Origin of the sequence: Acidiphilium sp. (assembly GCF_049977125.1) — a bacterium.
Classification (GTDB): Bacteria; Pseudomonadota; Alphaproteobacteria; order Acetobacterales; family Acetobacteraceae; genus Acidiphilium.
This window is the reverse complement of the sequence record NZ_JBMFGY010000001.1, coordinates 15,269-40,141: the sequence shown is the minus strand read 5'-3', so window position 1 is coordinate 40,141 and position 24,873 is coordinate 15,269. Positions and strand designations below refer to the sequence as shown.

Sequence of the window (24,873 nt, the reverse complement as noted above, 5' to 3'; positions counted from 1 at the left end):
CCGCGGGGCGTGGCGTGTTCACGGTGTCCAGACCAGCGCGAGGCTCACCCGGGCCTCGCGCGGCGCGGAGCCGGGCAGATCGTGGCGGACAGCATAGGACAGGCTGGGCGTGAGGGCGAGGGCGCGCGACCAGTGCCAGGTGGCGCTGGCGAGGGTATCGATCTCGTCGGCCTGATGCCGCGCGATCGTGCCGGCGCGGCCATCGATGCTTGCGGTCAGAACGATATCCCGCGAGAAGGCCACGGCGAGCGCGAGCGTGGCGCTGGTGACGGCGGTGCCGGGCGTGCCGAGCGTGCTATCGAGTCCGGCCTCACGCGTGATATCGAGTTCGGTCGAGATCAGGCCATCCGGCGACCAACCCAGGCCGATCGAGCCAATCGGCGTTGTGCGTGACGCCGGCGTTGCCGCGGCGAAACCCTGATGCACCAGACCGGCAAGAACGCGCAGGCGGAGAATGCCGGACGGTTCGGTCTCGATGCCGCCGAGCAGGGCGATGGCATTCGCATTGGCGAAGCCATCGCCTGGCACGGCACCCTGATAGCGCGCCACAGTCAGTTTCAGGAGAGCGAGACCGCGCAAAACACCATCATCCGCGGTGGCAAGCTCGCTCGCCGCGCGGATCGTGGTCTGGTCATGAAACGCGGCCGGCGCGCCGCCGGCACTCTGGCTGAGCACGGCGCGGCTGACCTCGAAGCGTTCGGTCGCGTCAAACATGCCGAAGGGCAAGCGGAGCGCGATGCGACCATCGGAGACAACGACGCCGAACGGCGCCGCCCCACCTTGTTGCGCCATGCCGAGGGCGGTTTCCTGGGTGGCGATGCGGGCAACGCCAAGGGTCACGGTATCGGCGCCCAGCGGCAGCGCCAGACCCAGACCGGCGGTGACATCGTTGGAATTCGCCAGCGGGTCAGCCGCGTAGCGGGTCAGATCGGCGTTGGCGAAACCGACCAAGCCGAGAGCGGCGTCTTCGATGCGCAGTCCGGGTTGCGCCAGCGCGACCGCCGATGCGCCTCGGCCGACGCCGGGCGCACTGTCGCCGCCGAGGCTCGCTTCGAGCGCGGGATACATCACGAGGTCGGCCGCACTGCCGCCCAGGGTAATGCCGAGCGGCGTATCGTCCTGGTGCAGGCGTGATTGCGCCGTCACGCCGGGGGCGACACCGAATCCCGGCACCGCAATCGTCAGCAGATCGCCGATCGACTGCGCCCGCGCCACTCCGGCGAGGCCGGCCATCATCATGATGGTTCCGGCGACGGCTGCGGGCAGAGGCGGGCAGAACCGTCGATGAGGTTGCGCATTCATGATTTCATTTGCAATCCGATTGCATATCAGCGCTATATACACAACCCATGATTGAATGTCGTCGGAAAATCAGGAGCATACCATGCGAAGACCTGCACAATTCCCGAACGGACACGACCCGACCGTTCTAACCGTCGCGATATGCACGCATAACCGCGGTGTCGCGGTGGCGCGTTGTCTCGCCGGGTTGGGCACGGCGCGGGATGACATCGACGTTCTGGTGATCGACTCCGGGTCCGATCCGGCCGAAGCCGAAGCGATTGAGCGAGCGGCGGCGGCATATGGCGCGCATCATATCCGGCTGTCCCAGAAGGGTTTGAGTGCGGCCCGCAATGCGGCGCTGGCGGCATCACGGGGGCGCTGGATCGCCTATCTTGACGACGATGCCACGCCGGCGGCCGACTGGGTCGACGTGCTGCTCACGACCATCGCGCAGGACCCTGATCTTGCGGCGACCGGGGGCAGCATTCTACCGCAATGGCAGGCGCGCCTGCCGGAGTGGTGGCCCCCCTCGCTACGTGCCGTGCTGACGATCATCGACAACGTGCGGACGGGCGATCCCGGCGCGACGGATACCGACCCTTATGCCGCCAATATCGCGTTCCGGCGGGATGTTCTGATGCAGTTCGGCGGGTTTCCGGCCTGCCTTGGCCGACATGGCGGTCTGCTGCTGTCGAACGAAGAGACCTATATCCTGCGCCGGATGCGCAAGGCGCGGCTCAAAGTACGGTTTAACCCGGATTTGGTCGTGCACCATGAAATCGCGCGCGAGCGATTGCGGCCGGGCTGGCTGGTGCAACGGCAGTATTGGAGCGGCGTTTCAGAAGCGGTGATGCTGGGGGCGCTGGGCGAACGGCGCCTCGCCCGGGCGTGGCGGATGGCGGCGCATATCGGCCTGCTGGCACCGCTGCTCGTGTGGCCGCGGGGCAGCACGCGTCACCTCGAACTGCGTTGCAAATTGGCCTTTGCCAGTGGTTTCGTGCGCGGCGTGCTGATCGAAACGCATGGTGGAGCCGCTCTGGCGTGATGCGGCGGCTGGATATCGATCGGGCGAAGGGGCTCGCGATCACGCTCGTGGTGTTCGGTCATATCGTGGCCCGACAGGATCCCGCGCATGTCTATTGGTACCAGCCGCTACGCCGCGCGGTCTATGGGTTCCACATGCCGTTCTTTTTCTATCTGAGCGGCATGGTCTCGTGGCTGGCCGGCCATGTCCGGGTACCGCCGGCGCGGTGGATCGGCCTCGCGCGGTCGCGCGCGCGTCGGTTGCTCCTGCCGTTCGCGGTGATGGGTATGGTGATCATCGCCGGCAAGCTTCTGGCCAGTCATTTCATGTTCGTCGACAATGCTCCTCGCAGCCTTGTCTCCGGTTTGGTCGATCTGATCTGGTTTCCCTCGCGCAGCCCGGCCTATTCGTTATGGTATCTGGCGGTGCTGTTCGCGCTCAGCCTTCTGACCCCGGTGCTGATCTGGTTGCTGCGCGGGCGATTGACTCTGCTGCTGCTGGTGTTTGTGGCTCTTGAATTCGCGACGCCGCCGTGGCGGCTCTACCTGGCCGACATCTGCCGCTATGGGCTGTTCTTCGGTCTCGGCATCGCCGCCGGGGCGCTGGGCGCGCGTTGGACAGTCTGGATCGATCGCTGGCGCTGGCCACTGCTCGGCGTGTTCGCGAGCGGCTTCGTTCTGATCGCATTGGAGGGTCGAGACTGGCCGTTCGATCTTCGATTGCTTGTGTTCGGCATCATCGCAATGCCGGCGCTTCATTCCTTGGTAAGAAGTTCGTGGCTATCCTCGGATCGTACTCTGGTAACGATCGGGCGGTATTCTCTCATGATCTATCTGTTCAACACGATTTTCATCGGCCTGGCCAAGGGATTGCTGTTCCATATCACCACCTGGAACGGCGATCATTTCCCGGCATTTCTCGGCGCCCTGATGCTGGCCGGCATGATGGGCCCGATCCTGCTTAAACGCACGGTGCTGCGGGCCTTCCCCGCGCTGGATCGGATGACGGAATGAAACCGTCATGGCCCGTTCGCATGCGGTCAGCCGCTTTCTTGACACCGTGCCGCGCGAGGTGGCCGGCAGCTTCACCGAAGCTCAACTCGCCGCGATCGATCTGCATTTCGGCATGCGCTACCGCGCGACTCATCTGATCGACTGGCGGCGCCGTTTCGGTTTTGCCCGGTGGAGTCTCTATGCGGTTTTGCTGATCGGTCGCGATCGCCACACGGAATAGAGCCGGCTGAGCACCATCGCACCGCTCAGCACCGCGAGCCAGACCACCCGGCTCTGATAACGATCATGCGGACCTGACAAGGCGCCGGTCACCGCCGCATTGCCCAGCAGGGTCAGCAGCACGATCAGCCCGAAACCGAACAGCCGATCATCGATGAGCGAAACCCGCGGATGATGCGAGCCCCGCCGCAGCGCCAGGACAGGAGCCGTCAGCACGAAACAAGCGGTGACGGCGATGCCCAGAACCGCCAGGGTCTGCGCGATGATCCGCAACCATCCCGGCACCCGCAGGCGGCCGTGCGCCTGTAGGCTGCTGGTGAATGCATGAGCCGCCGGGGGCGCGAAATCACGCTCGATCGTCTGCCAGGCCGTCGCGTACCAGGGGCGCAATCCACTGCCTGGCGCGAAGGTGATCAATTGCCGCGCAAAATCAACGCCCGCATCACCCAGGACGGTTTCCGGTTCGGTGGCGATCGTCCGCGCCACGATCGCTTTGGTCTGACCGATCAATCTGACCGGTCCGCCCGCCTGATAGAGCGGGCTGTCGACATGCCAGAGAAAACTGTCTGCGCTATGCGGCATATTGGGTTGATAGCGGCACAACGCCCAGTGCCGTATCATGCAATCATGCGCCAGGGTGGTCCGCGCCGGACCATCGCCGATCAGCCGCGCAAGCAGAAAGGTCGCGCCATAGGGGGATGGCGAGAAGCGCCCCGACGCGATCAGATTAACGCCGCTCAACGCCGTGATGCCGAGCATGAAGGGCAGCAGCAGCGCCCGCCAGCGCACCCGCCGCCGGAAGCCTGCGCGCAGCCCCAGCATGGTCAGGCACAATCCGGCATAGATCGGCAGATTGCTCAGATGCACCATGATCGCGAGGCAGATGACCGCCATCAAGACGATTTGTTCCCCCCTGGCGCAGCGCCCCAGCAGCACCAGAAGCGTGAAGGCGAGGACCATCATCGGCGTGAAAATATCCGGCATGATCTGAGCGGCGGTCCAAGGCAGCGCGGTCAGCACCGCCAGCGGTGCCAGCAGCAACGCACCCGCGCGCAGGCTGGATTGCGGCGCGATCATCAATTGGGTGCGCCGGATCAGCCAGGCGGTGGCGGCGCATTGAACGATCACCGGTGGCCACAGGCTCCGGCCCCAATCCAGGGACAGGATGAAAAAACTGTAGAAGGGCGGACGATCCCAACCGAGGTGGAATTCCATCGCTTGGGAAATATAAGTGCCGGTATCGGAAAAGATCAGCGGGAACCCGTTGTACAGGGCCGGCCAGAGCATGAGCAGCGTGGCCCCGGCGAGCAAAATCGTCTCGCCGCCACCGAACGTCGCGCGCGCGTCCCCAACGGGGCGCGCGTCAAAGCCTGAAATAACCGCCATAGCGGGGATGGTAGAGTTCTGAATCGGCAAATCCGGCGCTGGCGTGGCGCGCGGCATCAACACGGGTCAATACGGTACCGGCGAGGTGGATGCCGGCCTGATCGAGCAGGGCGAGAGCGGCGCCCACAACGCGCCGTGGCGTATCCGCCCAGCGGATGCACAGCAGAGTCGCCTCGGCGGCGCGGGCCAGAACCTGCGCCTCGGCCAGGGCAAACACCGGCGGCAGATCGAGGATGACCAGATCGTAGCGTTCTTGCAGTGTCAGCATCAGGCTCGGCAACCGCTGCGACATGAACAGTGACAGCGCATCGGTCGCCACCGCGCCGGCGGGCATCACATCGAGCCGCATATCGGCCTGCGGGTGGATCGCCTGATCGAGCCGCACCCGACCGGCCAGATGATCGGTCAGGCCGGGAGCGCCGCCGAGATCGAAAATAGTATCGAAACTTGACTGGCGAATATCGCAATCAATCACCAGGACACGCATGCCGCCCGCCGCGAGCGATACCGCGAGGCTGACCGCCAGGGTGGTTTTGCCTTCGCCCGGCCGCGCGGCCGTAATGGCAAGGCTACGCGGCCCCTTGGGGTTGAGCCAGAGGCTGGTGCGCAGGGCGCGCATCTGTTCGTTATAGGGCGAAAATGGATGGATGCGCGCGTAATCCGGCAGGCTCAGCCCGCGCCGCGCGCGTGGCTTCACCTCAGGGATCAGCGCGACGCAGGGCAGTTCGAGCGCCGATCGAACCTCGCCGCCAGAGCGGAAGCTGCCGTTCAACAAATCCGCCGCAAGGGCCGTGAGAACACCGAGGCAGGCGCCGAGCACAACGGCGCCCGCGACGATGATGGCGGTGCGCGGCGCGCTCGGCTGCTCAGGCGCGGTGGCGACGGAGACGATGCGCGCGGCCGGGCGGATCAGGGCGCTTTGGCTCTCCAGCGTGCCGATCTGCTCGGTCTGGGCGCGCAGCAGGCTGCGTTCGGCGGCGCGCTGTTCCTCGAGACTGGCCAGCGGAGCGGCCAGGATCGATTCCGAAGCGGTGCGGTGGCGCAGCGTGCCGAGGGCCGCCTTCAGCGTGGCAACGCGCGTGGCATCGGCCATCATGGCGGCGCGGGCCGCTGCGATCTGACGTCCGGTTTCATCGGCAATCTGGCCCTGGAGCGCGGCCAGCTCCCGCTTCGTCGCCCGCACCGCGGGATAGTTCGGGCCCTCGGTGCTGGCAAGGGCGCCGAGCCGCGCGACCAACGCCGCCGCGCGGGCGCGTAGCGGCGCAAGATTGCCGGCAACGGCAGCCGTTGCAGCGGCCGGCGTGGTGCCGGCGCTCGCCTGCATCTGCGCCCGCGCCGTGGCAAGATCGGTCTCCGCCCGCGCGAGGCTGCTGGTGAGCTCACCGGCTTCCTCATTGGTCAGCGGTGCCGCACCGGTACCGCGTTCGGTGCCCGCGGCGGCGCGTGCTTCGGCGATGCGCACGTCCAGCGTCTCGACCGATCGCGCCGTCGCCGCCGCCCGCGCGGCGAGCCATGACTGCGCATGATCGAGCACCGCGAGATCGGCGTCGCGCTGCCGGTCGAGATAGGTTGCCATCGCGAGGTTGGTGATCGCGGCGGCGAGTTTCGGATCGGCGCTGTCGAACGATACATCCAGCAGTTGCGAGCCGGACGGAATGGTGACGGTCAGTGCCGCCCGCACCGCATCGACCAGGGCATGATGCGTGGGGGCGGCGACGTGGCGCGGCTTCAAGCCGAGCCAGCGTCGCCAGGCCGGCGGCTTGGCAAGTGCCGGATTGAAAACCGGGCTTTGCGCGAGATGCAGTCTCGCGATCACCCGGTCGATCACCGGAGCGCTCCGGATCACATCGGTCTGGCTGGCCATCAGCGTATCGGTGACCTGGCTGGGTTCCAGCACGCCGCGCAACAGCTTGGGATTGAAATCGACCGGGGCGTAGAGCATCGTCCCGGTTGCGGTATAGGTCGGCGTCACCCGTGAGAGACCGGCAGCCGTCAAAACCGGCAGACCGATCGCGACGAGCGTAACCAACCGCCAATGCCGCTTGATGGCGCGCAGCGGCTGTAGCGGATCGGCGAAGGACAGCGCCGTGAACGGCCGCGATGCGCTCGATGGGCCAACAGCGGCCAATTTGATCGCCGGTACATGATCACTCACGTCCTGGGCTCCTCGGTGGCATCATGGGAATGGTTCACCCCGGCAAAATGTGCGATGCAGCAAATGTGAGTTGATTGTTCCCGTAAATTTTCACTAAGTCAATCTAAAGTTGTGTATTCGCAGAGATCTTGGGGAAGTTGAGTAATATGAATCGATCGTGTCGCCGCTCGCGCCGCCGGTTGCTGGCGATCACCCTCGGCGTGATCGGGCTCACGACCCTCGCGGGTTGTGCGAACTGGACCGACCTGCCACCGCTGCCACCGGCATCCGCGCAGGGGTATCGGCTTGGCACCGGCGATCAGGTGCGCCTCGTTGTGTTCGATCAGAAGCAACTCAGCGCCGATTACAGCGTCGGCGATTCGGGCATGATCGATATTCCGCTGCTCGGCCCGGTGCGCGCCGCCGGCCTCACCGCAACCGGGCTGGCGCATGCGATTGCCGCCGGATTGCAGACGCGCGGCATTCTGCGCCACCCGAATGTCGCGGTCGAAATTCGCAAATACCGCCCGTTCTCGATCCTTGGTGAGGTCAACAAACCGGGGCAATATGCGTTCGAGCCGGGCATGACGGTCCTGACGGCGGTTTCGATTGCCGACGGCTTCACCTATCGCGCGGTGGAATCAACCGTCGGCGTCATCCGGGTCACCAATGGCGTGTCGCGCGAGTATCGCGCACCGGCGGCGGCCCTGATCGCGCCTGGCGACGTCATCAAGGTATTCGAGCGGCATTTCTGAGATCGAGGCTTGATCGGCGCGCCGGCCCCGATTGGCAGCCATCTTGCATGACAGCGGGGGTGGATATTCTGATCGCCGATACCGACCCCGCGCGCGCCGAGGCCCTCGCCGCGCGTCTGGCCGCGCAGACCGGCGCCGGACGCATCAGGATCGCACCACCGCGGCAAAACCTGGCCGACATTGTCGCGACCGAACGACCGGACATCGTAATCGTCGATATGGCGCGGCCGGACCGCGACAGTCTTGAGCAACTCCGCAGCGTTACCGCGCAGCGCACACCGGTGATGCTGTTCGTCGACGAGGATGATCCGGTGTTCATGGAGGAGGCGATCAGTGCCGGGGTCGTGTCTTATCTCGTCAACGCCGCCGCGATCACCGACATCAAACCAATCCTGCGCAGCGCCATCGCGCTGTATCGCCACGCCAATCTGCGCGAAACCCGTCTGGCCGTGGCGGAGGCCGAACTATCCGATCGGCGGTTGATCGATGGCGCCAAGCGATTGCTGATGCAACGCGATAAAATGACCGAACCGTCCGCTCACCGCTTCCTGCAGCGCCGTGCGATGGAACGCCAGATGCGTCTGCCCGAGGTCGCCCGCGCGATATTGCGCGACGCGGATCGCGGCGATACCGGAGAGTCCGCCGTATGATCGCCCATAAATTGCGCATCGGCATCCTGCGTCTGCTTGATTGCGCGCCGGTGATCATTGCCCGCGACTATGGTTTCTTCGCCGATGCCGGGCTCGATGTCACCATCGCGATCGAACCATCCTGGGCGAATATCGCCGACAAGCTGGCCTATGGCCTTCTCGATGGCGCCATCATTCTCGGCCCGCTGGCCGTGGCGATGACACTCGGCCTGCGCGGCCGCGTCACCGCGTTGCGACTGGCGGCGACGATCAGCCGTGACGGCAACGCGATCGTCCTCGCCCCCGATCTGGCACGGGCCGCCAACCTCGCCGCCGCCCTCGCGTTGTATGACGAGCCGCCGCGATTCGCCGTGGTTCATGCCTATTCCAATCATGATCTGCTCCTGCGGGACTGGCTGGAGGCGCAGGGTGTGGCGGCGAACGACCTCGCCATCGTGACGTTGCCGCCAGCGGCGATGGCCGCCGCGCTCGAGACGGGGGCGATCGCGGGGTTCTGCGTCGGCGCACCCTGGGGCGCCCTGGCGATGGCTGATCGCGTGGGCATGATCGTGGCGACCTCCGCCGCGATCGCGCCCGGGCATCCGGAAAAATTACTGGTATTGCGCGCTGAGATCGCCGATCCGCGACCTGAACTTGCCGCCGCGCTGCGTGAAGCCATCGGCGCCGCCACCGCCCTCTGCCGCCTGAGCGAGCATCGCGCCGATCTCGCAACCCTGCTGGCCCAGCCGCACAACCTCGACCTGCCGGCGGCAGCGCTTGCCGATGCGTTGCAGACACGTGCCGGCAACCCGGTGTTCATGACCGGCGCAGCCTTGCTGCCGCACCGCGCCGATGTGGCGTGGACGATCGAGCGGATGCGGCGCGCGGGCCATCTGGCCGGAACCGCATCCGCGACGGTGGTGACGGAATGCCATAACCTCCTCTTGCCAGCGTCGGATTTATTTTAGGCAAAAGATCAAAAATTATGCAAAATATGAGTAAAATCTACCGTTCATATTGATAAAACGATTAAAATGGTTTGATTTTCATCGAAATCACCATTGGCATCATTCTTGCTCATTGCGGAGAACACGGGGACGTGTCCCGCCGCTGCCAAGGACGGTAGTAGCGGTCAAACGGAACGCAAGTTCCTCCGCCCAGAATCGCGCGCCAACGACGGCCGTTTTGTGGACCAGAGGTCCACAGGAGTGCGACAATGAGCTTATCGCGTGACAAATCATTTCTGAAATCCGGCCACTGGCCGACCTTGTTCGCCGCTTTCCTGTATTTCGACATGAGTTTCATGATCTGGGTTCTGCTCGGACCCTTGGCGGTGCAAATCGGCGCGGTGTTGCATCTGAGCCCGGCGCAGAAGGGCATGATGATTGCGCTGCCCGTGCTCTCCGGCGCCTTGCTGCGGATTCCGGCGGGTTTTGCCGTCGATCAGTTCGGCGCGCGCGCCACCGCGATCGTGGCGCAGATCATCGTCATCGCGGGTCTGGGCTTCGCCGCCTTTCAGGGCATTACCTCCTATGGCGAGGTCCTCGCGATCGGGGTGATTCTGGGGTTGGGCGGCGCTTCCTTCGCGGTGGCGTTGCCGCTGGCCTCGCGCTGGTATCCGCCCGAGCATCAAGGCACCGCGATGGGTGTGGCCGGTGCGGGTAACATCGGCACGGTGATGACGGCGCTGGCCGCACCCTCGCTCGCGCTCGCGATCGGGCTTGGCGGCGTGTTCGGCGTGGCTTCTGGCCTGATGATCGCGACGGTGATCGTGTTCGCGCTGATGGCGAAAAATCCGCCGAACTATAAGTTTCCGCAGCCGGTCGCGCGCTATTTCAAAGTGCTGAAACTGGCCGACACCTGGTGGTTCATGGCGTTCTACGGCGTGACCTTCGGCGGCTTCGTCGGTCTTTCGGCGGCGCTGACGCTCTATTTCCACACCGTTTATGGCCTGTCGGCGGTACATGCCGGGTTCGCCACCGCTGCTTGTGCGTTCGTCGGTGGTACGATCCGCCCATTCGGCGGCTATCTGGCCGATCGGCTCGGCGGCATCAAGGTGTTGGGTGCGCTCTATCTGCTGGCGGCGGCGGCGTTGATCGTGCTCAGCACCGGCATCGGTTCGTTCTGGCCGGCGCTTGCGGTGTTCCTGGTGGTGATGGCGGCGTTCGGCATGGGTGATGGCGCGGTGTTTCAGCTGATCCCGATCCGGTTCGGCCGGGAGATCGGCACGGCGACCGGGTTTGTCGGCATGGCCGGCGGCATCGGCGGTTTCTATCTGGCGTCGAGCCTCGGATTGTCGAAACAGCTGACCGGATCGTACGGCGCGGGGTTTCTGATTTTTGCCGGCCTCGCCTTGCTCGCCTTCGGCGGGCTCTCGATCGTGAAGCACCGCTGGCGCGCCGATTTCACCAGTTCCGGTACGGTCGAGGGTGCGACGTTTCGCGTTTGATCTGAACAGACTAACGGAAAGTTAATATGATGGATGGTATGAACTTGCCCCGGCCGCGGCTTGTGGTGATCGGCAACGGCATGGCGGGGATGCGCACGGTCGAGGAAATTCTCGCGCTGGCACCCGGGTATTTCGAGATCACGGTGTTCGGCGGCGAGCCGCAGCCGAATTACGATCGGATCATGCTCTCGCCGCTGCTGGCCGGCGGCAAGAGCTTCGCCGACATCGTGCTCAACGATTATGACTGGTACGAGGCCAATCATATCCGGCTGATCGCGGGCGAGCATGTCGAGTGGATCGATCGCAAGGCGCGCGTGGTGCGCGGGGCGAAGGGCAGCGAGGTGCCCTATGACATGCTGCTGCTCGCGACCGGGTCCAACCCGTTCGTGCTGCCGATCCCCGGGGCGGACAAGGCGGGGGTGCTGACGTTCCGCACCGTTGCCGATGTCGAGGACATGCTCGCGGTGGTCAGGCAGGGCACCAAGGTGGTGGTGATCGGCGGCGGGTTGCTCGGGCTGGAAGCGGCGCACGGGCTCAATCTGCGCGGGGCGGACGTGACCGTGATTCATTTGATGCCGACGCTGATGGAGCGCCAGCTCGATCAATCGGCGGCGCATCTGCTCGAATTGGCGTTATCCAAGCGCGGCATGACGATTTTGACCGCGACCGAGACGGCGGCGTTCGAGGGCGATGAGCGGGTCAGCGCGGTGCGGCTGAAGGACGGCACCGAAATTCCGACCGAGTTGGTGGTGATGGCGGTGGGCATTCGGCCGAACGCGGGGCTCGCGCGGGCGGTGGGGCTCGATTGCAATCGCGGCGTGAAGGTGGATGACTGGATGCGCACCTCCGATCCCGAGATTTTCGCGATCGGGGAGTGTGTCGAGCATAACGGGCAGGTGTTCGGGCTGGTCGCGCCGATCTGGGAGATGGCGAAGGTTGCGGCGCGGGCGATGGTCGGGTCGCAAGGCGCCGGGTTCACGCCGGTTGCGAGCGTGACGCGGTTGAAAGTGTCGGGCGTCGATATGGTTTCGGCCGGCGCGTTCATGGGCGATGCGACCACCGATGATATCGTGCTGCGCGATGCGGCGCGGGGGATTTATAAGCGCCTGGTGCTGCGGGAGAACCGCATCGTGGGGATGGTGTGCATCGGTGATGCGCGGGATGCGGCGTGGCATTTCCAGCTGATGAAGGATGCAGCGGATGTCGAGGCGTTTCGCGACACGCTGATTTTCGGGCCGGTGGGGGATGGTCCGGTCGATCCCGATGGCGCGGTGCTGGCGATGCCGGACAATGCCGAGATTTGCGGCTGCAACGGCGTGTGCAAGGGCAAGATCGTCGCCTCGATCAATGAGTTCGGGCTGGCGACGATCGAGGATGTCAGGGCGAAGACCAAGGCGTCGTCCTCGTGCGGGTCGTGCACCGGGTTGGTCGAGGCGCTGTTGCGGACCACGCTGGGGGAGTCGTATGCGCCGGCCGCGGTGAAGCCGATGTGCAAATGCACGGACCTGCCGCATGACGAGGTGCGGCGGCGCATCGTGGGTGGTGCGTTGAAGTCGATTCCGGCGGTGATGCAGGCGCTCGAGTGGCACACGCCGGATGGTTGCGCCTCGTGCCGGCCGGCGCTGAATTATTATCTGATCTGCGCGTGGCCGGGCGAGTATATTGATGATTCGCAGTCACGCTTCGTCAATGAGCGGATGCACGCCAATATTCAGAAGGACGGGACCTTCTCGGTGGTGCCGCGGATGTGGGGCGGGTTGACCAATTCGCGCGAATTGCGGGCGATTGCCGATGTGGTCGATAAATACGAGATCCCGGAGGTGAAGATCACCGGGGGCCAGCGGATCGACATGCTCGGGGTGAAGCGCGAGGATCTGACCGCGGTGTGGCGGGATTTGAACGCGGCGGGGCTGGTGTCGGGCCATGCCTATGGCAAGGCGCTGCGCACGGTGAAGACCTGCGTCGGTTCGGAATGGTGCCGGTTCGGCACGCAGAACTCGACCGCGATGGGCGTGGCGCTCGAACGGATGTCCTGGGGGTCGTGGTCGCCGCACAAGTTCAAGATGGCGGTTTCGGGCTGCCCGCGGAATTGCGCGGAATCGACGATCAAGGATTTCGGCGTGATCGCGACCGAGGCCGGGTGGGATCTGATGGTGGGGGGCAATGGCGGCATCAAGCTGCGCGGCACCGATGCGCTGTGCAAGGTGACCACCGATGCCGAGGTGATCGAATATTGTGCCGCGTTCATGCAGGTCTATCGCGAGGAGGCGCGGTATCTGGAGCGGACCGCGCCGTGGATCGAGCGGGTCGGCATCGAATACGTGCGCCAGCGCGTGGTCGAGGATCATGAGGGGCGGCAGGCCTTGGCGGCGCGGTTTCATCATGCGCAGACCTTCGCGCAATTCGATCCGTGGGCGGAACAATCGACCGGGCCGGAACCGGCGCAGTACCGGCATGTCGCGGAGTTGGTATGATGGACGGCATGATGGCCGAAGCGGCCTATATCGATATCGCTTCCCTTGATGAAATTCCCCTGCGCGGGGCGCGCACGGTGGCGACCGCGCAGGGTAATATCGCGGTGTTTCGCACCGGGGATGACACGGTGTTCGCGCTGCGCGATTCCTGCCCGCATCGGGGCGGGCCGATCAGCCAGGGTATCGTGCATGGCCATGGGGTGACCTGCCCGCTGCATGGCTGGGTGTTTTCGCTGCAAACCGGAGCGGCGGAGGGCGAGGATGTGCCCTGCATCGCGCGGTTCCGGGTGCGGGTCGAGGGAGATCGGGTGCAACTCGATGTCACTGGCCCGATCGCGGACGCTTCATGAACACCACCTGTCCGTATTGCGGGGTCGGGTGTGGCTTGATCGCAGGGCCAAATGGGTTGGTGGGGGATGCGCAGCATCCGGCCAATCGGGGGCGGCTGTGCGTCAAGGGCGCGACTTTGGGGTTGACGCTCGATGATCGGGATCGGCTGGTCAGGCCGAGCATCGGCGGGTGCGATGCGAGTTGGGCCGAGGCGCTCGATCTCGCGGCGGCGCGGTTCGGTGCGGCGATTGCCGAGCATGGGCCGGAGTCGGTGGCGTTTTATGTCTCGGGGCAGTTTCTGACCGAGGATTACTACGTCGCCAATAAATTGATGAAAGGCTTCATCGGCAGCGGCAATATCGATACCAATTCGCGCCTGTGCATGGCCTCGCCGGTGGCGGCGCATATCCGCGCGTTCGGCGAGGATCTGGTGCCCGGCGTGTACGACGATTTCGACCAGGCGGATGTGATCCTGTTCACCGGGTCGAACGCGGCCTGGTGCCATCCGATATTGTTCCAGCGGGCGTTGCGGGCGCGCGAGGCGCGGGGCACGCGGATCGTGGTGATCGATCCGCGCCGGAGCGCCACCGCGGAATTGGCCGATCTGCATGTGCCGGTCCCACCAGGCGGGGATCTGGCGTTATTTGCCGCACTGCTCGTGGTGTGTGCCGAGCGCGGCGTGTTGGACCATGCGTTCATCCGCGCGCACACCACCGGGTTCGATGCTGCGCTGGCAGCGGCGCGGGGTGCGCATCATGGCCTCGATGAAAATATATTCGCCGCACTGGCCGATCTGGTGGTGGGCGCGCCGCGGCTGATCACGGCGTTTTCGCAAGGGGTCAATCAATCGGCGATCGCGACCGACACGATCAGCGCGATCATCAATCTGCATCTGGCGACCGGGCGGATCGGCAAGCCGGGCGCGTGCCCGTTTTCATTGACCGGTCAGCCGAACGCGATGGGCGGGCGCGAGGTCGGCGGCCTGGCCAATCAGCTTGCCGCGCATCTGCGCTTCGACGACCCGGCGCATCACGCGCTGCTGGCGCGGTTCTGGAACGCGCCCCGGCTGGCGACCCGACCGGGGCTGAAGGCGGTCGATCTGTTCGATGCGGTGCATGACGGGCGGATCAAGGCGCTGTGGATCGCGGCCACCAATCCGGCGGAATCGTTGCCGCGCAGCAACCATGTGCGCGAGGCGCTGGCGCGCTGCCCGACCGTGGTGGCGGCGGATTGCTGGGCGACCGCGACCACGGCGCGCGCGCATATCGTGCTGCCGGCGGCCGGATGGTCCGAGAAGGACGGCACGGGGACCAATTCCGAACGGATGATCTCGCGTCAGCGCGCGTTTCGCCCCGCACCGGGCGAGGCGAAACCGGATTGGTGGATGTTCGCCGAGTTGGGGCGGCGGCTGGGGCATGGGGCAGCGTTCGATTTCGCCAATGCAGCGAGTGTTTTTCGCGAGCACGCCGCACTCTCGGCGTTCGAGAACGCGGGCGAGCGAGTATTCAATCTCGCACCGCTGGCCGCGATGCCGGACGAGGATTACGATGCGCTGCGCCCGCTGCACTGGCCGATCACCCAGGGTGATCATCGCTTGTTCGGGGACGGGCGGTTCAGCACCACGGATCGCCGGGCGCGGTTCGTGCCGACCGTGGCACCAAAGGTCGAGAGCGAGGCAACGCCGTTCGTCACGATCAATACCGGGCGGTTGCGCGATCAGTGGCACAGCATGACGCGAACCGGGTCTGTGCCGGAATTGATGGCGCATCGCGCGTTCGCTGCATTGGAAATCGCGCCGGAGGATGCGACCGCGTTCGACATCGCCGATGGCGATCTGGTCGCGGTGACCAGCAATCACGGCACCATCACCCTGCCGGCGGTGGTGGAACCGGCGCAGCGTCGCGGCTCGGCCTTCGCCGCGATGCATTGGACCGAGGGGCAGGGCAGTGCTGGGACCGTCAATCAGCTGATCGGCAGCATTTGCGACCCGATTTCGGGCGAGCCGGCCTATAAACATGGCAAGGCGCGGCTGCGCAAAGTCGAGGCGCGCTGGCATGGCATCGCGCTCGGCCGGGCGGCGCTGACCGCGCGGGTCAACACAGCGCAGGCGGGGTTCTGGTCGCGCACGCCGCGCGCCGGCGGGTTGATGCAATTGCGGTTCACCGGCACGTCACCGCTGGCCCTTGGATCAACCGGCAGGGCGGTGGCGGGCGCGCTGCTCGATCTGCCCGAAGCGCTGGAAAGTCTGGATTATGCCGATATCAAGCGCGGCGTATTCCGGCTGGCGGTGCTGAAGGGCAGCATGGTACAATTGCTGCTGCATATCGCGCGGGATCGGGCAGCGTTGCCGCATGTCGAAGCGCTGGAAGCGTTGTTCGCCGAGACCTGGCCAGCGCCGGATGCCGGGCGATTGCTGATCGGGTTGGGGGCCGCGCGCGCCGCCCCGGCGGGCCGCGTGGTCTGCGTGTGTCATCAGGTGAGCGAGCCGGCGATCCGCGCCGCGATCGCGTCCGGGCGGCTGACCAGTGTCGAGGCGATCGGGGTGGCCACCCTGGCCGGCACCGGCTGCGGGTCGTGCGTTTCGGAATTGAAGGGATTGTTGCGTCATGAACTCGTCGCCGCCGAATAGGTCGATCATCCATCCCGTGGTGCTGGCCGGAGCCGGCCCGGGTGATCCGGAGCTGCTGACGCTCAAGGCGCTGCGCGCGATCGAGGCCGCCGATGTCGTGCTGCATGATGCGCTGGTCGATCCCCGGATTCTGGCCCTGGCGCGGCGGGCGTCGGCGAGCGGCGGGTTGATCGATGTCGGCAAGCGCTGCGGCCGGCACGCGATGAAGCAGCACGAGATCTGCGATCTACTGGTGGCCGAGGCCCGCAAAGGCGCGCGTGTGGTGCGGTTGAAGGGCGGCGATCCGATGATTTTCGGCCGCGCCAATGAGGAGATTGCGGCGCTGCGGGCGGCGGGTATCGGGGTCGAGATCATCCCCGGCGTCACCGCGGCGACGGCGGCGGCCGCCTCGGTGCAATTGTCGTTGACGTCGCGCGAGGTGGCGCGCAGCGTGATTTTCATCACCGGCCATGGCAGTGACGGCACGCTGCCGCCGCAGGATTGGGCGGCGCTGGCGCGGCTGGGCGGCACCATCGTGTTCTACATGGGCGCGCGGCATGCCAGCATGATCGCCGACCGGCTGATCGAGGCCGGGCTCGATCCCGCAACCGCGAGCATGGTGGTGATGAACGCCAGCCGGCCGGACGAAACCCGGCGCGGCGCGCGGCTGATCGACCTCGCCGATGGTCTGGCGGCGGAAGACCTCGCCGCACCGGCGCTGATCATGATCGGTGCGGCGATTGATGCCGCGGTTCAGCTGCCGCGCAGCTTGACCTGCAAGGTGAATTCGATCGGGTGATGCGGCATCTTGCCGGTGAACGGTGGAAACCGCGTCGCCCGGACCGAAGCCAGCGCCGCCCGGTCGATCGGCGGCGCGCCGGATGAGCGCAGCACCGAAACCCCCAGCAACGCACCGCTCGGCGCAATCTCGATCGACACCGTGGTCACCCCGCGCAGATGCATCATCGTCACCATTTCCGGCACCCGCAGATCCGCCTGCACCGATGAATGAACCAGGGCGGCATAACGCGCGGTCGCACTCTCGACCTCGGCGGCGGACACCACAGGCGGTGCCGGTGGCGGCGGCGGTTGCGGCCGAGGCTGCACGATATGCGGCGCGGGCTTGACCGGTTTCGGTCGGGGGATCGGGCGGGAAACCGGGCGCGGCGCCGGTTTCGGCGGCGGCGGCGGTAGCGGCTTGGGCGGTGCGACCGGCAGAGGCGGTGGCGGCAACGGCTTTGGCGGCGGCGGCATCGGTTTGGGCGGCGGGGGCAGCGGTTTGGGCTTGGGCGGCGGCGCCAGCATCTGGATTTTCATGATGCGGGGCTGATGGTTGGCGACCGGCCCGACCTGGTTGGCAAAATGCACGAACACCAGGGCCGTCGCCGCCTCCAGCAGCAACGCCGCGACCAGCGCGACGCCGAACCGATCCGGCTCGTGATAAGGCGGCACATCCCGCCCGGTTGCCTCCATGCCCGACATCAGGGTGCCGCCGCCACGGGTTGCGCGGCAATCCCGATATCGCTGACGCCGGCCTTGCGCGCCGCATCCATCACCGTGATGAAATGCTGGAACGCGACATGTCTCGAGGCCGCAATCGTCACCTGCGTCTTCGCGGTATCGCCATCGCTCTGGAATAATGCGGTCAGTTGCGCCGGGCTCAACACCTTGTCCTTCACCTTCACCGTGCCGTCCTTGAGAATATTCACGGTGAATTTCGGATGCTTGAGATGCTGCGTCTGGCTCGAGGTGGGTAATTGCAGCGAAACCCCCGCATCCGGAATCATCTGCAATGTCACGATGATAAAGAACACCAGAAGGAACAGCATCACGTCGATCATCGGAATAATCTCGACCCGCGCCTTGCGGGCCTCGAAATAGCGCAGCTTCATCGCTCTATTCCGCCGCCGCGCGCATCGCGCCACCGGTCCGCACCATCGGCACCAGCAAGGCGCCATCGGTCCGGTTGAGCACCATGGTCTTGATCGTCTCCAATTGGTGCAAAATCAGCCGCACCTGGTTCTGCAACAGGTTGAATGCCGAAAGCCCGAGCATCGCGATCAGAATGCCGAACGCGGTCGCCACCAGCGCATCCGCCACGCCACCGGTCACTTCGGCCGGTGCATGACCCGGCGTCGCCAGCACCGAAAACGCGTGGAACATGCCGATGATCGTGCCGAACAGCCCGAGCAGCGGCGCCAGCGTCACGATCGTATCGAGAATCCACAGCCGCTGATCCAGCCGTGGGGCGACCAGCATGATCGCCTCATCCATCCGGTTGCCCATCGCGGTCGGATCGGCATCGGCAATATGATGCAGGGCGGTATCGAGCAGCACGGCCTCCGCCTGTCGCCCGGCGAAATCGCGCATCTGCGCGATATCATCGACCGACAACTGACCCATCCGCGCCATGCGCGCAACGATCGTGCCGCCCCGCAGAATGGCCCGGCGCAGATACCAGATCCGGTCAAGAATCACGGCAATCGCGATCAGGAACAGCACGGCCAGAACATAGAGCACACCGTCGGAATAATTCGCGAGGTGAATGATATAGGCAAGGGTCACGGTCGCTGTCTCCGGCGGTTACAGACGCGGCGCAGTCCTACCCGATGCTGCGCCGCGCGAGTGTGAAGGATCAATGACAGTTGAGATCAGCGCTCAGAAATGGATCCCAACCGTTCCGAACACCGCCAGCGGCGCTCCCGGATAGCCCATCAAATACCCCGGTGTGCCGCCGAAATAGCCGCCCGCCGAAATCACCGAATACGAGTGGTAGCGCCGATCGAGCACGTTCAGCGCGGTCAAAGTGAAATCGATCTTCTTCGTGCCAGCGTAGGGAACTTTGATCGGCGTCGCGTATTTCACCGACAGGTTGAACACGCCGAACCCGCCCATTTTCTGGCGTGACGGTGCACTGGTGATATCATCGAAGATCGATTGCGTGCCGGTGTACTGGAACCAGGCTTTCGGTACGACCAGCGCTTCACCGACCGGGATGTTGTAATAGGCACCGAGGTTGAGCAGCAGGTTCGGCACATAGGACACCGGCGAACCGCTGTAATCGGTGCCGTTGACGTTATAGCTGGTGTATTTTGCACTCTCGACATTGGCGTTCGCCGTCAAATGCAAATTATAGAGTAAGTTATCATCAAGGAACATGTTGACGCCACTGTATTCCGACGTGCCGCTTGCAATCACCGTATTACCCGCCGCATTGGTGATCGGGATCGATTGTTTGGCGTAGCGCAGATGATAGTAATTGGCGCCGATCAGCAGGCGGTTGAGGAAACCCGCGTGGTCGATATGTGCCTTGAACCCGGCCTGGAACTCCTGGCCGAGTTCGAGCTGATAATCCTGACCCGGCACTTTTTGGAAAAATCCGCCGCCGCCGCCAAGTTCCGGTGATTTCCACTCTTCGCTGTATGAACCGTAAAGCGCGAGCCACGGCAGCACCTGCAAATTTGCGGCAATCGAGGGTTCCAGCCCGGTGCGCGTCTGATGATCAGCCGGCCCGCCGCTCTGGTTTTTGAAATTGCCCGCCGCACCCGGAGCGAGGGTGAAATCCTGCAGGGTTTCGGGTGAATAGTTGACCATAAACTGCTCGACCCGCAGCCCCGGCGTGATGTGCAGCATCGAAATCGGGTTGATATCGTCCTGGATGAAGGCGGCAAAATTATTCTGGTCGAAATAGCTCGATCGTGTTTTGCCGCCGGCGTTGATTACATCAGGATTGCCGAAATAGGGCGCGGCCGGGTTGTAGAAATTGTTGCGCGAGTTGTACTGGCTGTAGATGTAATAACCGCCGACATCGACCGTGTTGAACGGTAGTTTCACGGTGGCGTCGAGTTTGTCGCCGAACGAGTAGGTGTAGGGGTTGTTGTGCTCGTCCTGCTGCGCCCCGAGATTATAGACATCGTTCAGCCGTGAATGCAGCCGGTCGATCCGGGTGAAATACGTCAGGTTATGCAAGGTCGTGGTATCGTCGAGCGCGATATTTTCGCGACCATAAACCATATAGAGCTGGTTACCGTCGAACTTGTTGTAGCTGCTATAGGGCAGGGTGCTGTAATAGCCCGACGTGGGCTGGCTATAGAGCGGTCCGTTCGCCAATCCGTTGGTCGTGACCCCGGCGACCGGTGAGAACGGGATGACCTGGGCGCGGTAGCCACGGCTCTGGGCGATATAGGCGCCAAGCTCGAAACTGCCGGAGGCGAAGGTTTTGATCGTCTTGCCATAGAAAGCATAGTTGCGGCTTGGGTTCTGGAAACCATCGGATGCGGTGCGGAACGAATTGCCTTGCCCCAACCCGCCAGCCAGCACGGTGGACCAGCCGTGATACAGGCCGGATCGCACGTCGAAATCGATATTTTCTTCCTGATCGCTGCCGTAGGTGAGGTGCAGATCCGCGCCGGGCTTGTCGGTCGGCTGGATCGGCGTAAACGCGAACTCACCGGCGATGTTATTGTACCAGCGATCGACCGGATTACCCGGTCCATAGATGACGTTGGTATTCTGGATCAGCCCGTTCTGCGGAATCGTCGGTGCCTGCCATAGACCGGTCACCGCGTCGGCAATCGGCACGCCATCGAACGTCACCGCGATCGCGCCATCCTGGGTGTAGCCCGCATAGCCACCCCAACCCTGCGTGACGCCGTTGAGCGTGATGGTCGCCTTGGTCGAACCAGTATTGCCATAGGTGTTGATATTCACGCCGGGCGCATAACTCAGCGCGCGGGCGGCGCCACCGACCGGACCGGCCTGATCGATCAGGTCTTTGTTCAAAACCCGAACCGTCTGGCCTGATTTGAAGATTTTCTTCTGCGTCGGCGCCGGTGTCGCCCCCGGCAGCGCCGCCGTGCCGCTCGCACTCACCGTGCCCGCATTCACCGCCTGCGCGCGCGCCACAACCGGCGCCAGCGCCGTCCCCGACAGCAGCAGAACGGCAAATGCCGTGCGTTTTCCATGATGTCTCGCGTGCGCATGATGTGCCACGTCGTGTCTCCTTCGATGTGCCTGTTACCGCCTGTTACGGTTCGTCGCTTGCGCCGCACAAACCAGATGGACGAACCGTAAGCAATCGGGAACACAAGCGCCGGAGCGTGGTTTCATGGAAGCTTCAAGAAACTGTCATGGGAATGTCACGAATAGGCAACAAGCCAAGTAAGTAAGGCTTCTTTTTTGTAAAAAAGAAGCAAAAAACTTTTTTGATCTGGGGCACCGGCGTTTTCAACGGCACGGTCCCAGAGGATCAAAGTTTTTTTGCTTCTTTTTTCAAAAAAAGAAGTCCACCCTTGCCTTCACCCTTCCTTTTCCATCCGGCCTTGAGACCAGCCATAAGAGACCCGACATGCCGCCGGGCAACGCTGGAAGAGGTGGCCAAACCGCTATCGGAGGTCGCCTGACCCCGCCGCGATCGGTCGTGGCCGACCCTCGCTGTCGATCGCGACGAAGGTGAACACGGCCTTGGTCACCCGCCGCTCGCTGGCGGAGTCCCGCGCCCGCCGCCACGCCTCGACATTCACCTTGATCGAGCTTCGCCCGACCGAAACCAGGTCGGCATACACACTCACCTCATCGCCGATCTTCACCGGCCGGATGAAGCTCATCGCATCCACCGCCACCGTCGCGATCCGTCCATGCGCGATCCGCCCGGCGAGGTTCGAGCCGCCCAGATCCATCTGCGACATCAGCCAGCCGCCGAAAATATCGCCATTGGCATTGGCGTCGGACGGCATGGCGATGGCGCGGATCATCGGGTGGGTTGGCGGCGGCGATTCCGGGTCGTCGGATGGCATCAGAGATTTTTGTCGATGAACGCCTTCAGCACGCTCTTCGGCGCCGCGCCCACATGGGTCGCCGCCGGCTTGCCGTCCTTGAACAGGATCAGCGTGGGAATGCCGCGCACGCCGAACTTGGTCGGCGTCATCGGGTTCTCGTCGATATTCACCTTGGCGATGGCAAGCTTGCCGGCATATTCACCGCCCAGCTCTTCCAGCGCCGGCGCGATCACGCGGCACGGGCCGCACCATTCGGCCCAGAAATCAACCAGCACGGGCTCTTTCGATTCCAGCACGGAAATCGAAAACTCGGCATCGGTCACGGGTTTTGTCACGGCGCTCATGATTGAAACTCCTGTTATCTTCCGTAAAACAATGGCGTGGATCGCCCGGCGGATCAAGCCGACGATGGCAGATGCGGCTTTGGCGCATGACGCGCGAGCAATGAACCGGGCACCGGCATCACCGCCCCCGTCGCGGTCCACACCAGCAACGTATCCACCGCCCGCCCCGGATAAATCGCGCCGAGCACCGCCGCATATGCCCCCAATTGCGCCAGATAGGGCAGGGGGATCGCGCCCGCCTCATCAGGCGGCTGCCGATCGGTCTTGTAATCGGCGATCACGATCCGGTCCGGCCGCACCACCAGCCGGTCGATCAGCCCGCCGATCTCGACGCCATGGATCACCCCGGCAATCGGCGCCTCGGCCCGGCTGCCCGGCCCGAAAAGTGCTTCCAGATCGGGATGGTCCAGCACCCGCATCACCGCTTCGACGATCTCGTTTTGCGCCGCCCGATCCAGCCCATGCCCGCCCTGCGCCACATAAGCCATCGCCCGAACCCGCCGCTCATCTTCCGCCACATCGGGCAGATGCTGCAACAGCGCATGGATCAACCGCCCCCGCGCCATCGCTGCCGCCCGCGCCGCCGCGCGCTCGCCCGAGCGCGGCGAGGCCGCCGCCAGCCCGCGCGCCTCACCCTCGGCACTCCGGCTCGGCACCAGCCGATCGATCCGGTCCACCGGTTCCGGCGGCGGCACCGCCACCCATCCGGAGTCCGGCCCGATCCAGCGGGGCAGGGGGGCAACCACCGCCGCCGCCTGAAGCCCGACCCGATCGGGCGGCGCCGTCTGCGCACACGCCAGCACCATCCCGGCCTCATCAGCAACCACGCCAACCAACCGCCCGAACGCCCCCCGCACCGCCTCGTACCAGCAACTCTCCGGCAACGCCTTTCGCGGTGCCGCGCCGCAGACGATCAGATGATCCTCCGCCCTGGTCAGCGCGACATAGAGCAGCCGGTTATATTCCTCGATCATCGCATCCTTCGCGACGGCGATCGCCTCGCGCACCGCCTCGCAGCGCAGATCCGCGCGCGGGCTGAACACCGGCACACGCACATCGCTCTGCGGTGCTGCCAGCCAATGCAGCGTGTCGCGCCGGGTCGGCATGCCGGTCGTATCGGGCAGGATCACCAGCGGCGCCTGCAAGCCTTTCGCGCCATGCACCGTCATCAGCCGAACCCGATCGCCCGCCGCCTCCGCCTCGCGCTTGATCTCGGCGTCGGACGCCGCAAGGGCGGCCAGAAACCCCTGCAACCCCGGTGCCTCGCGCTGCCCGTATTCCAGCGCGGTCGCCAGCAATTCATCGATCGGCTCCGCCGCCTCCGGCCCCAACCGCGCCAGCAGCCGCGCCCGCCCGCCCAACGGCCCCAGCACCTCGGCGAACAGCCGGTAGGGCGAGACGAAATCCGCCCGCGCCTGCACGGCAGCGAAAAAATCCCGCGCCGCCCGATACGCCGCACGCTCATCGGTCCGGGCGAACAGCGCATCCCGCAGAGTACCCGAACGCCCGATCGCCAGCTCCATCAACTCATCGTCGCTCAACCCGCCGAGCGGGCTGGCCAGCACCGTCGCCACCGCGACATCATCCTCCGGCAGCAGCACCGCCTGGGCCAGCGCCAGCAAATCGGCCACCGCCCGCGTCTCGGTCAGCACCATCCGGTCCAACCCGGCCACCGCCACCCCCGCATCCTTCAGTGCCCGTGTCAGCGCCGGCCCGAACTCGTTGCGGCTGCGCACCAGGATCAGCACATCCCCCGCCTGCAACGCCCGCCCGCGCGAGTCGAGCCGCAATGTCCCGATATTCGCCGCAATCCACTTCGCCAGCTCCTCCGCCAGCCGCCGCCGCGCGGAATCCTGCCGCGCGTAGTCCGCCGCCGCCGCCCAGGGCTCCAACTCCGGCTCCGGATCGGGCTCCGTCATCGGCCAAAGCGCGACCGACCCCGCCTGGCCCACCCGGCTCACCCCATGCGCCAGCGCCTCCCCCGGCATCACCACCCCATCCCGCGCCACGCCCTCGAACACACAATCCACCAGAGCCAGCACCGGCGCGGTCGAGCGGAACGAGGTCGCCAACGTGCCCTCATGCCACCGCGCGCCGGACTGCCGCACCCGTGCGCCGATCCCCGCCCGCCACGCATCGAAACTCGCCAGATCCGCCCCCTGGAACGAGTAGATCGACTGTTTCCGGTCCCCCACCGCGAAAATCGTCCGCGTCACTTCTGGCTTCGCGCCGATCCCCGCGAAAAACTCCGCCGCGATCGCATCGATCACCCCCCATTGCGCCGGGGCGATATCCTGCACCTCATCGAGCAGAATGTGATCGATCCCGCCATCCAGCTTGTACAGCACCCAGGCCGCACCCGGATCGAACAGCAGCCGCGCCGCCCGCGCGATCAGATCGCCGTAATCGAACCGCGACTCCCGTTCCTTGCCCTGCGCCGCCACGGC

The 24,873-nt window shown here is 65.0% G+C and carries 21 protein-coding genes; 11 read left to right on the top strand and 10 right to left on the bottom strand.

What is annotated here, in order from left to right; genetic code table 11:
* Positions 1-18: 18 nt before the first annotated feature.
* Complete coding sequence (locus ACP5E6_RS00180; protein ID WP_427950025.1) at positions 19-1,302, bottom strand: outer membrane beta-barrel protein; 1,284 nt, start codon at positions 1,300-1,302, stop codon at positions 19-21.
* Between the two features lie 82 nt (positions 1,303-1,384).
* Between ACP5E6_RS00180 and ACP5E6_RS00175 the strand changes: the two genes are divergently transcribed.
* The 3 genes from ACP5E6_RS00175 to ACP5E6_RS00165 are packed head-to-tail and all read left to right on the top strand — an operon-like array spanning position 1,385 to position 3,541.
* Positions 1,385-2,329: a glycosyltransferase gene (locus ACP5E6_RS00175; RefSeq protein WP_427950022.1), complete on the top strand. Its 945-nt coding sequence runs from the start codon at positions 1,385-1,387 to the stop codon at positions 2,327-2,329.
* Entirely contained in the window at positions 2,329-3,321 is a 993-nt protein-coding gene (locus tag ACP5E6_RS00170) for an acyltransferase family protein (protein WP_427950159.1), read from the top strand. The genes ACP5E6_RS00175 and ACP5E6_RS00170 overlap by 1 nt, the downstream gene beginning before the upstream one ends.
* A 7-nt stretch (positions 3,322-3,328) precedes the next feature.
* Positions 3,329-3,541: a hypothetical protein gene (locus tag ACP5E6_RS00165; RefSeq protein WP_427950020.1), complete on the top strand. Its 213-nt coding sequence runs from the start codon at positions 3,329-3,331 to the stop codon at positions 3,539-3,541.
* Here the strand turns inward: ACP5E6_RS00165 and ACP5E6_RS00160 are convergent.
* Together ACP5E6_RS00160 and ACP5E6_RS00155 are read right to left on the bottom strand one after the other, a co-directional pair.
* Positions 3,499-4,926 (bottom strand): hypothetical protein, encoded by a 1,428-nt coding sequence (locus ACP5E6_RS00160; RefSeq protein WP_427950018.1) that lies wholly within the window; start codon positions 4,924-4,926, stop codon positions 3,499-3,501. The genes ACP5E6_RS00165 and ACP5E6_RS00160 overlap by 43 nt on opposite strands.
* Positions 4,904-7,081 (bottom strand): GumC family protein, encoded by a 2,178-nt coding sequence (locus ACP5E6_RS00155; RefSeq protein ID WP_427950015.1) that lies wholly within the window; start codon positions 7,079-7,081, stop codon positions 4,904-4,906. The genes ACP5E6_RS00160 and ACP5E6_RS00155 overlap by 23 nt, the downstream gene beginning before the upstream one ends.
* A gap of 146 nt (positions 7,082-7,227) precedes the next feature.
* Between ACP5E6_RS00155 and ACP5E6_RS00150 the strand changes: the two genes are divergently transcribed.
* From ACP5E6_RS00150 to cobA, 8 genes are all read left to right on the top strand, one after another.
* Positions 7,228-7,815 carry a polysaccharide biosynthesis/export family protein gene (locus ACP5E6_RS00150; protein WP_427950012.1) on the top strand — a complete coding sequence of 196 codons (588 nt, stop codon included), beginning with the start codon at positions 7,228-7,230 and terminating at the stop codon, positions 7,813-7,815.
* Positions 7,816-7,862: 47 nt separating this feature from the next.
* Positions 7,863-8,465, top strand: coding sequence for an ANTAR domain-containing response regulator (locus tag ACP5E6_RS00145; RefSeq protein ID WP_427950009.1), 603 nt, complete (start codon positions 7,863-7,865; stop codon positions 8,463-8,465).
* Positions 8,462-9,412 (top strand): CmpA/NrtA family ABC transporter substrate-binding protein, encoded by a 951-nt coding sequence (locus tag ACP5E6_RS00140; RefSeq protein ID WP_427950007.1) that lies wholly within the window; start codon positions 8,462-8,464, stop codon positions 9,410-9,412. Before ACP5E6_RS00145 ends, ACP5E6_RS00140 begins: the two co-directional genes overlap by 4 nt.
* A 248-nt stretch (positions 9,413-9,660) precedes the next feature.
* On the top strand, positions 9,661-10,893 hold the full coding sequence (locus ACP5E6_RS00135) for a nitrate/nitrite transporter (RefSeq protein ID WP_427950005.1): 1,233 nt from the start codon (positions 9,661-9,663) through the stop codon (positions 10,891-10,893).
* A 38-nt stretch (positions 10,894-10,931) separates the two neighbouring features.
* Complete coding sequence (gene nirB / locus ACP5E6_RS00130; protein ID WP_427950002.1) at positions 10,932-13,367, top strand: nitrite reductase large subunit NirB; 2,436 nt, start codon at positions 10,932-10,934, stop codon at positions 13,365-13,367.
* Positions 13,367-13,717 carry a nitrite reductase small subunit NirD gene (nirD, locus tag ACP5E6_RS00125; RefSeq protein WP_427950000.1) on the top strand — a complete coding sequence of 117 codons (351 nt, stop codon included), beginning with the start codon at positions 13,367-13,369 and terminating at the stop codon, positions 13,715-13,717. The genes nirB and nirD overlap by 1 nt, the downstream gene beginning before the upstream one ends.
* Positions 13,714-16,326: a molybdopterin-dependent oxidoreductase gene (locus tag ACP5E6_RS00120; protein WP_427949997.1), complete on the top strand. Its 2,613-nt coding sequence runs from the start codon at positions 13,714-13,716 to the stop codon at positions 16,324-16,326. The genes nirD and ACP5E6_RS00120 overlap by 4 nt, the downstream gene beginning before the upstream one ends.
* Complete coding sequence (cobA, locus tag ACP5E6_RS00115; protein ID WP_427949994.1) at positions 16,304-17,104, top strand: uroporphyrinogen-III C-methyltransferase; 801 nt, start codon at positions 16,304-16,306, stop codon at positions 17,102-17,104. The genes ACP5E6_RS00120 and cobA overlap by 23 nt, the downstream gene beginning before the upstream one ends.
* Here cobA and ACP5E6_RS00110 read toward each other — a convergent pair.
* The 7 genes from ACP5E6_RS00110 to ACP5E6_RS00080 form a co-directional block, all read right to left on the bottom strand.
* Entirely contained in the window at positions 17,059-17,787 is a 729-nt protein-coding gene (locus ACP5E6_RS00110) for an energy transducer TonB family protein (protein WP_427949991.1), read from the bottom strand. The genes cobA and ACP5E6_RS00110 overlap by 46 nt on opposite strands.
* Entirely contained in the window at positions 17,787-18,197 is a 411-nt protein-coding gene (locus ACP5E6_RS00105; protein WP_427949988.1) for an ExbD/TolR family protein, read from the bottom strand. Before ACP5E6_RS00105 ends, ACP5E6_RS00110 begins: the two co-directional genes overlap by 1 nt.
* Positions 18,198-18,201: 4 nt before the next feature.
* The gene (locus ACP5E6_RS00100; protein WP_427949986.1) at positions 18,202-18,870 is read right to left on the bottom strand and encodes a MotA/TolQ/ExbB proton channel family protein; all 669 of its coding nucleotides are present in this window, start codon (positions 18,868-18,870) and stop codon (positions 18,202-18,204) included.
* 93 nt (positions 18,871-18,963) lie between these two features.
* Positions 18,964-21,297, bottom strand: a complete 2,334-nt coding sequence (locus tag ACP5E6_RS00095) for a TonB-dependent receptor (protein ID WP_427949984.1) — start codon at positions 21,295-21,297, stop codon at positions 18,964-18,966.
* Positions 21,298-21,689: 392 nt separating this feature from the next.
* On the bottom strand, positions 21,690-22,100 hold the full coding sequence (locus ACP5E6_RS00090) for an acyl-CoA thioesterase (RefSeq protein WP_427949982.1): 411 nt from the start codon (positions 22,098-22,100) through the stop codon (positions 21,690-21,692).
* Positions 22,100-22,426 (bottom strand): thioredoxin, encoded by a 327-nt coding sequence (trxA, locus tag ACP5E6_RS00085; protein ID WP_427949979.1) that lies wholly within the window; start codon positions 22,424-22,426, stop codon positions 22,100-22,102. The genes ACP5E6_RS00090 and trxA overlap by 1 nt, the downstream gene beginning before the upstream one ends.
* A gap of 53 nt (positions 22,427-22,479) precedes the next feature.
* Positions 22,480-24,873 (bottom strand): 3'-5' exonuclease (locus ACP5E6_RS00080; protein WP_427949977.1); only part of this gene is annotated, 2,394 nt, incomplete at its 5' end.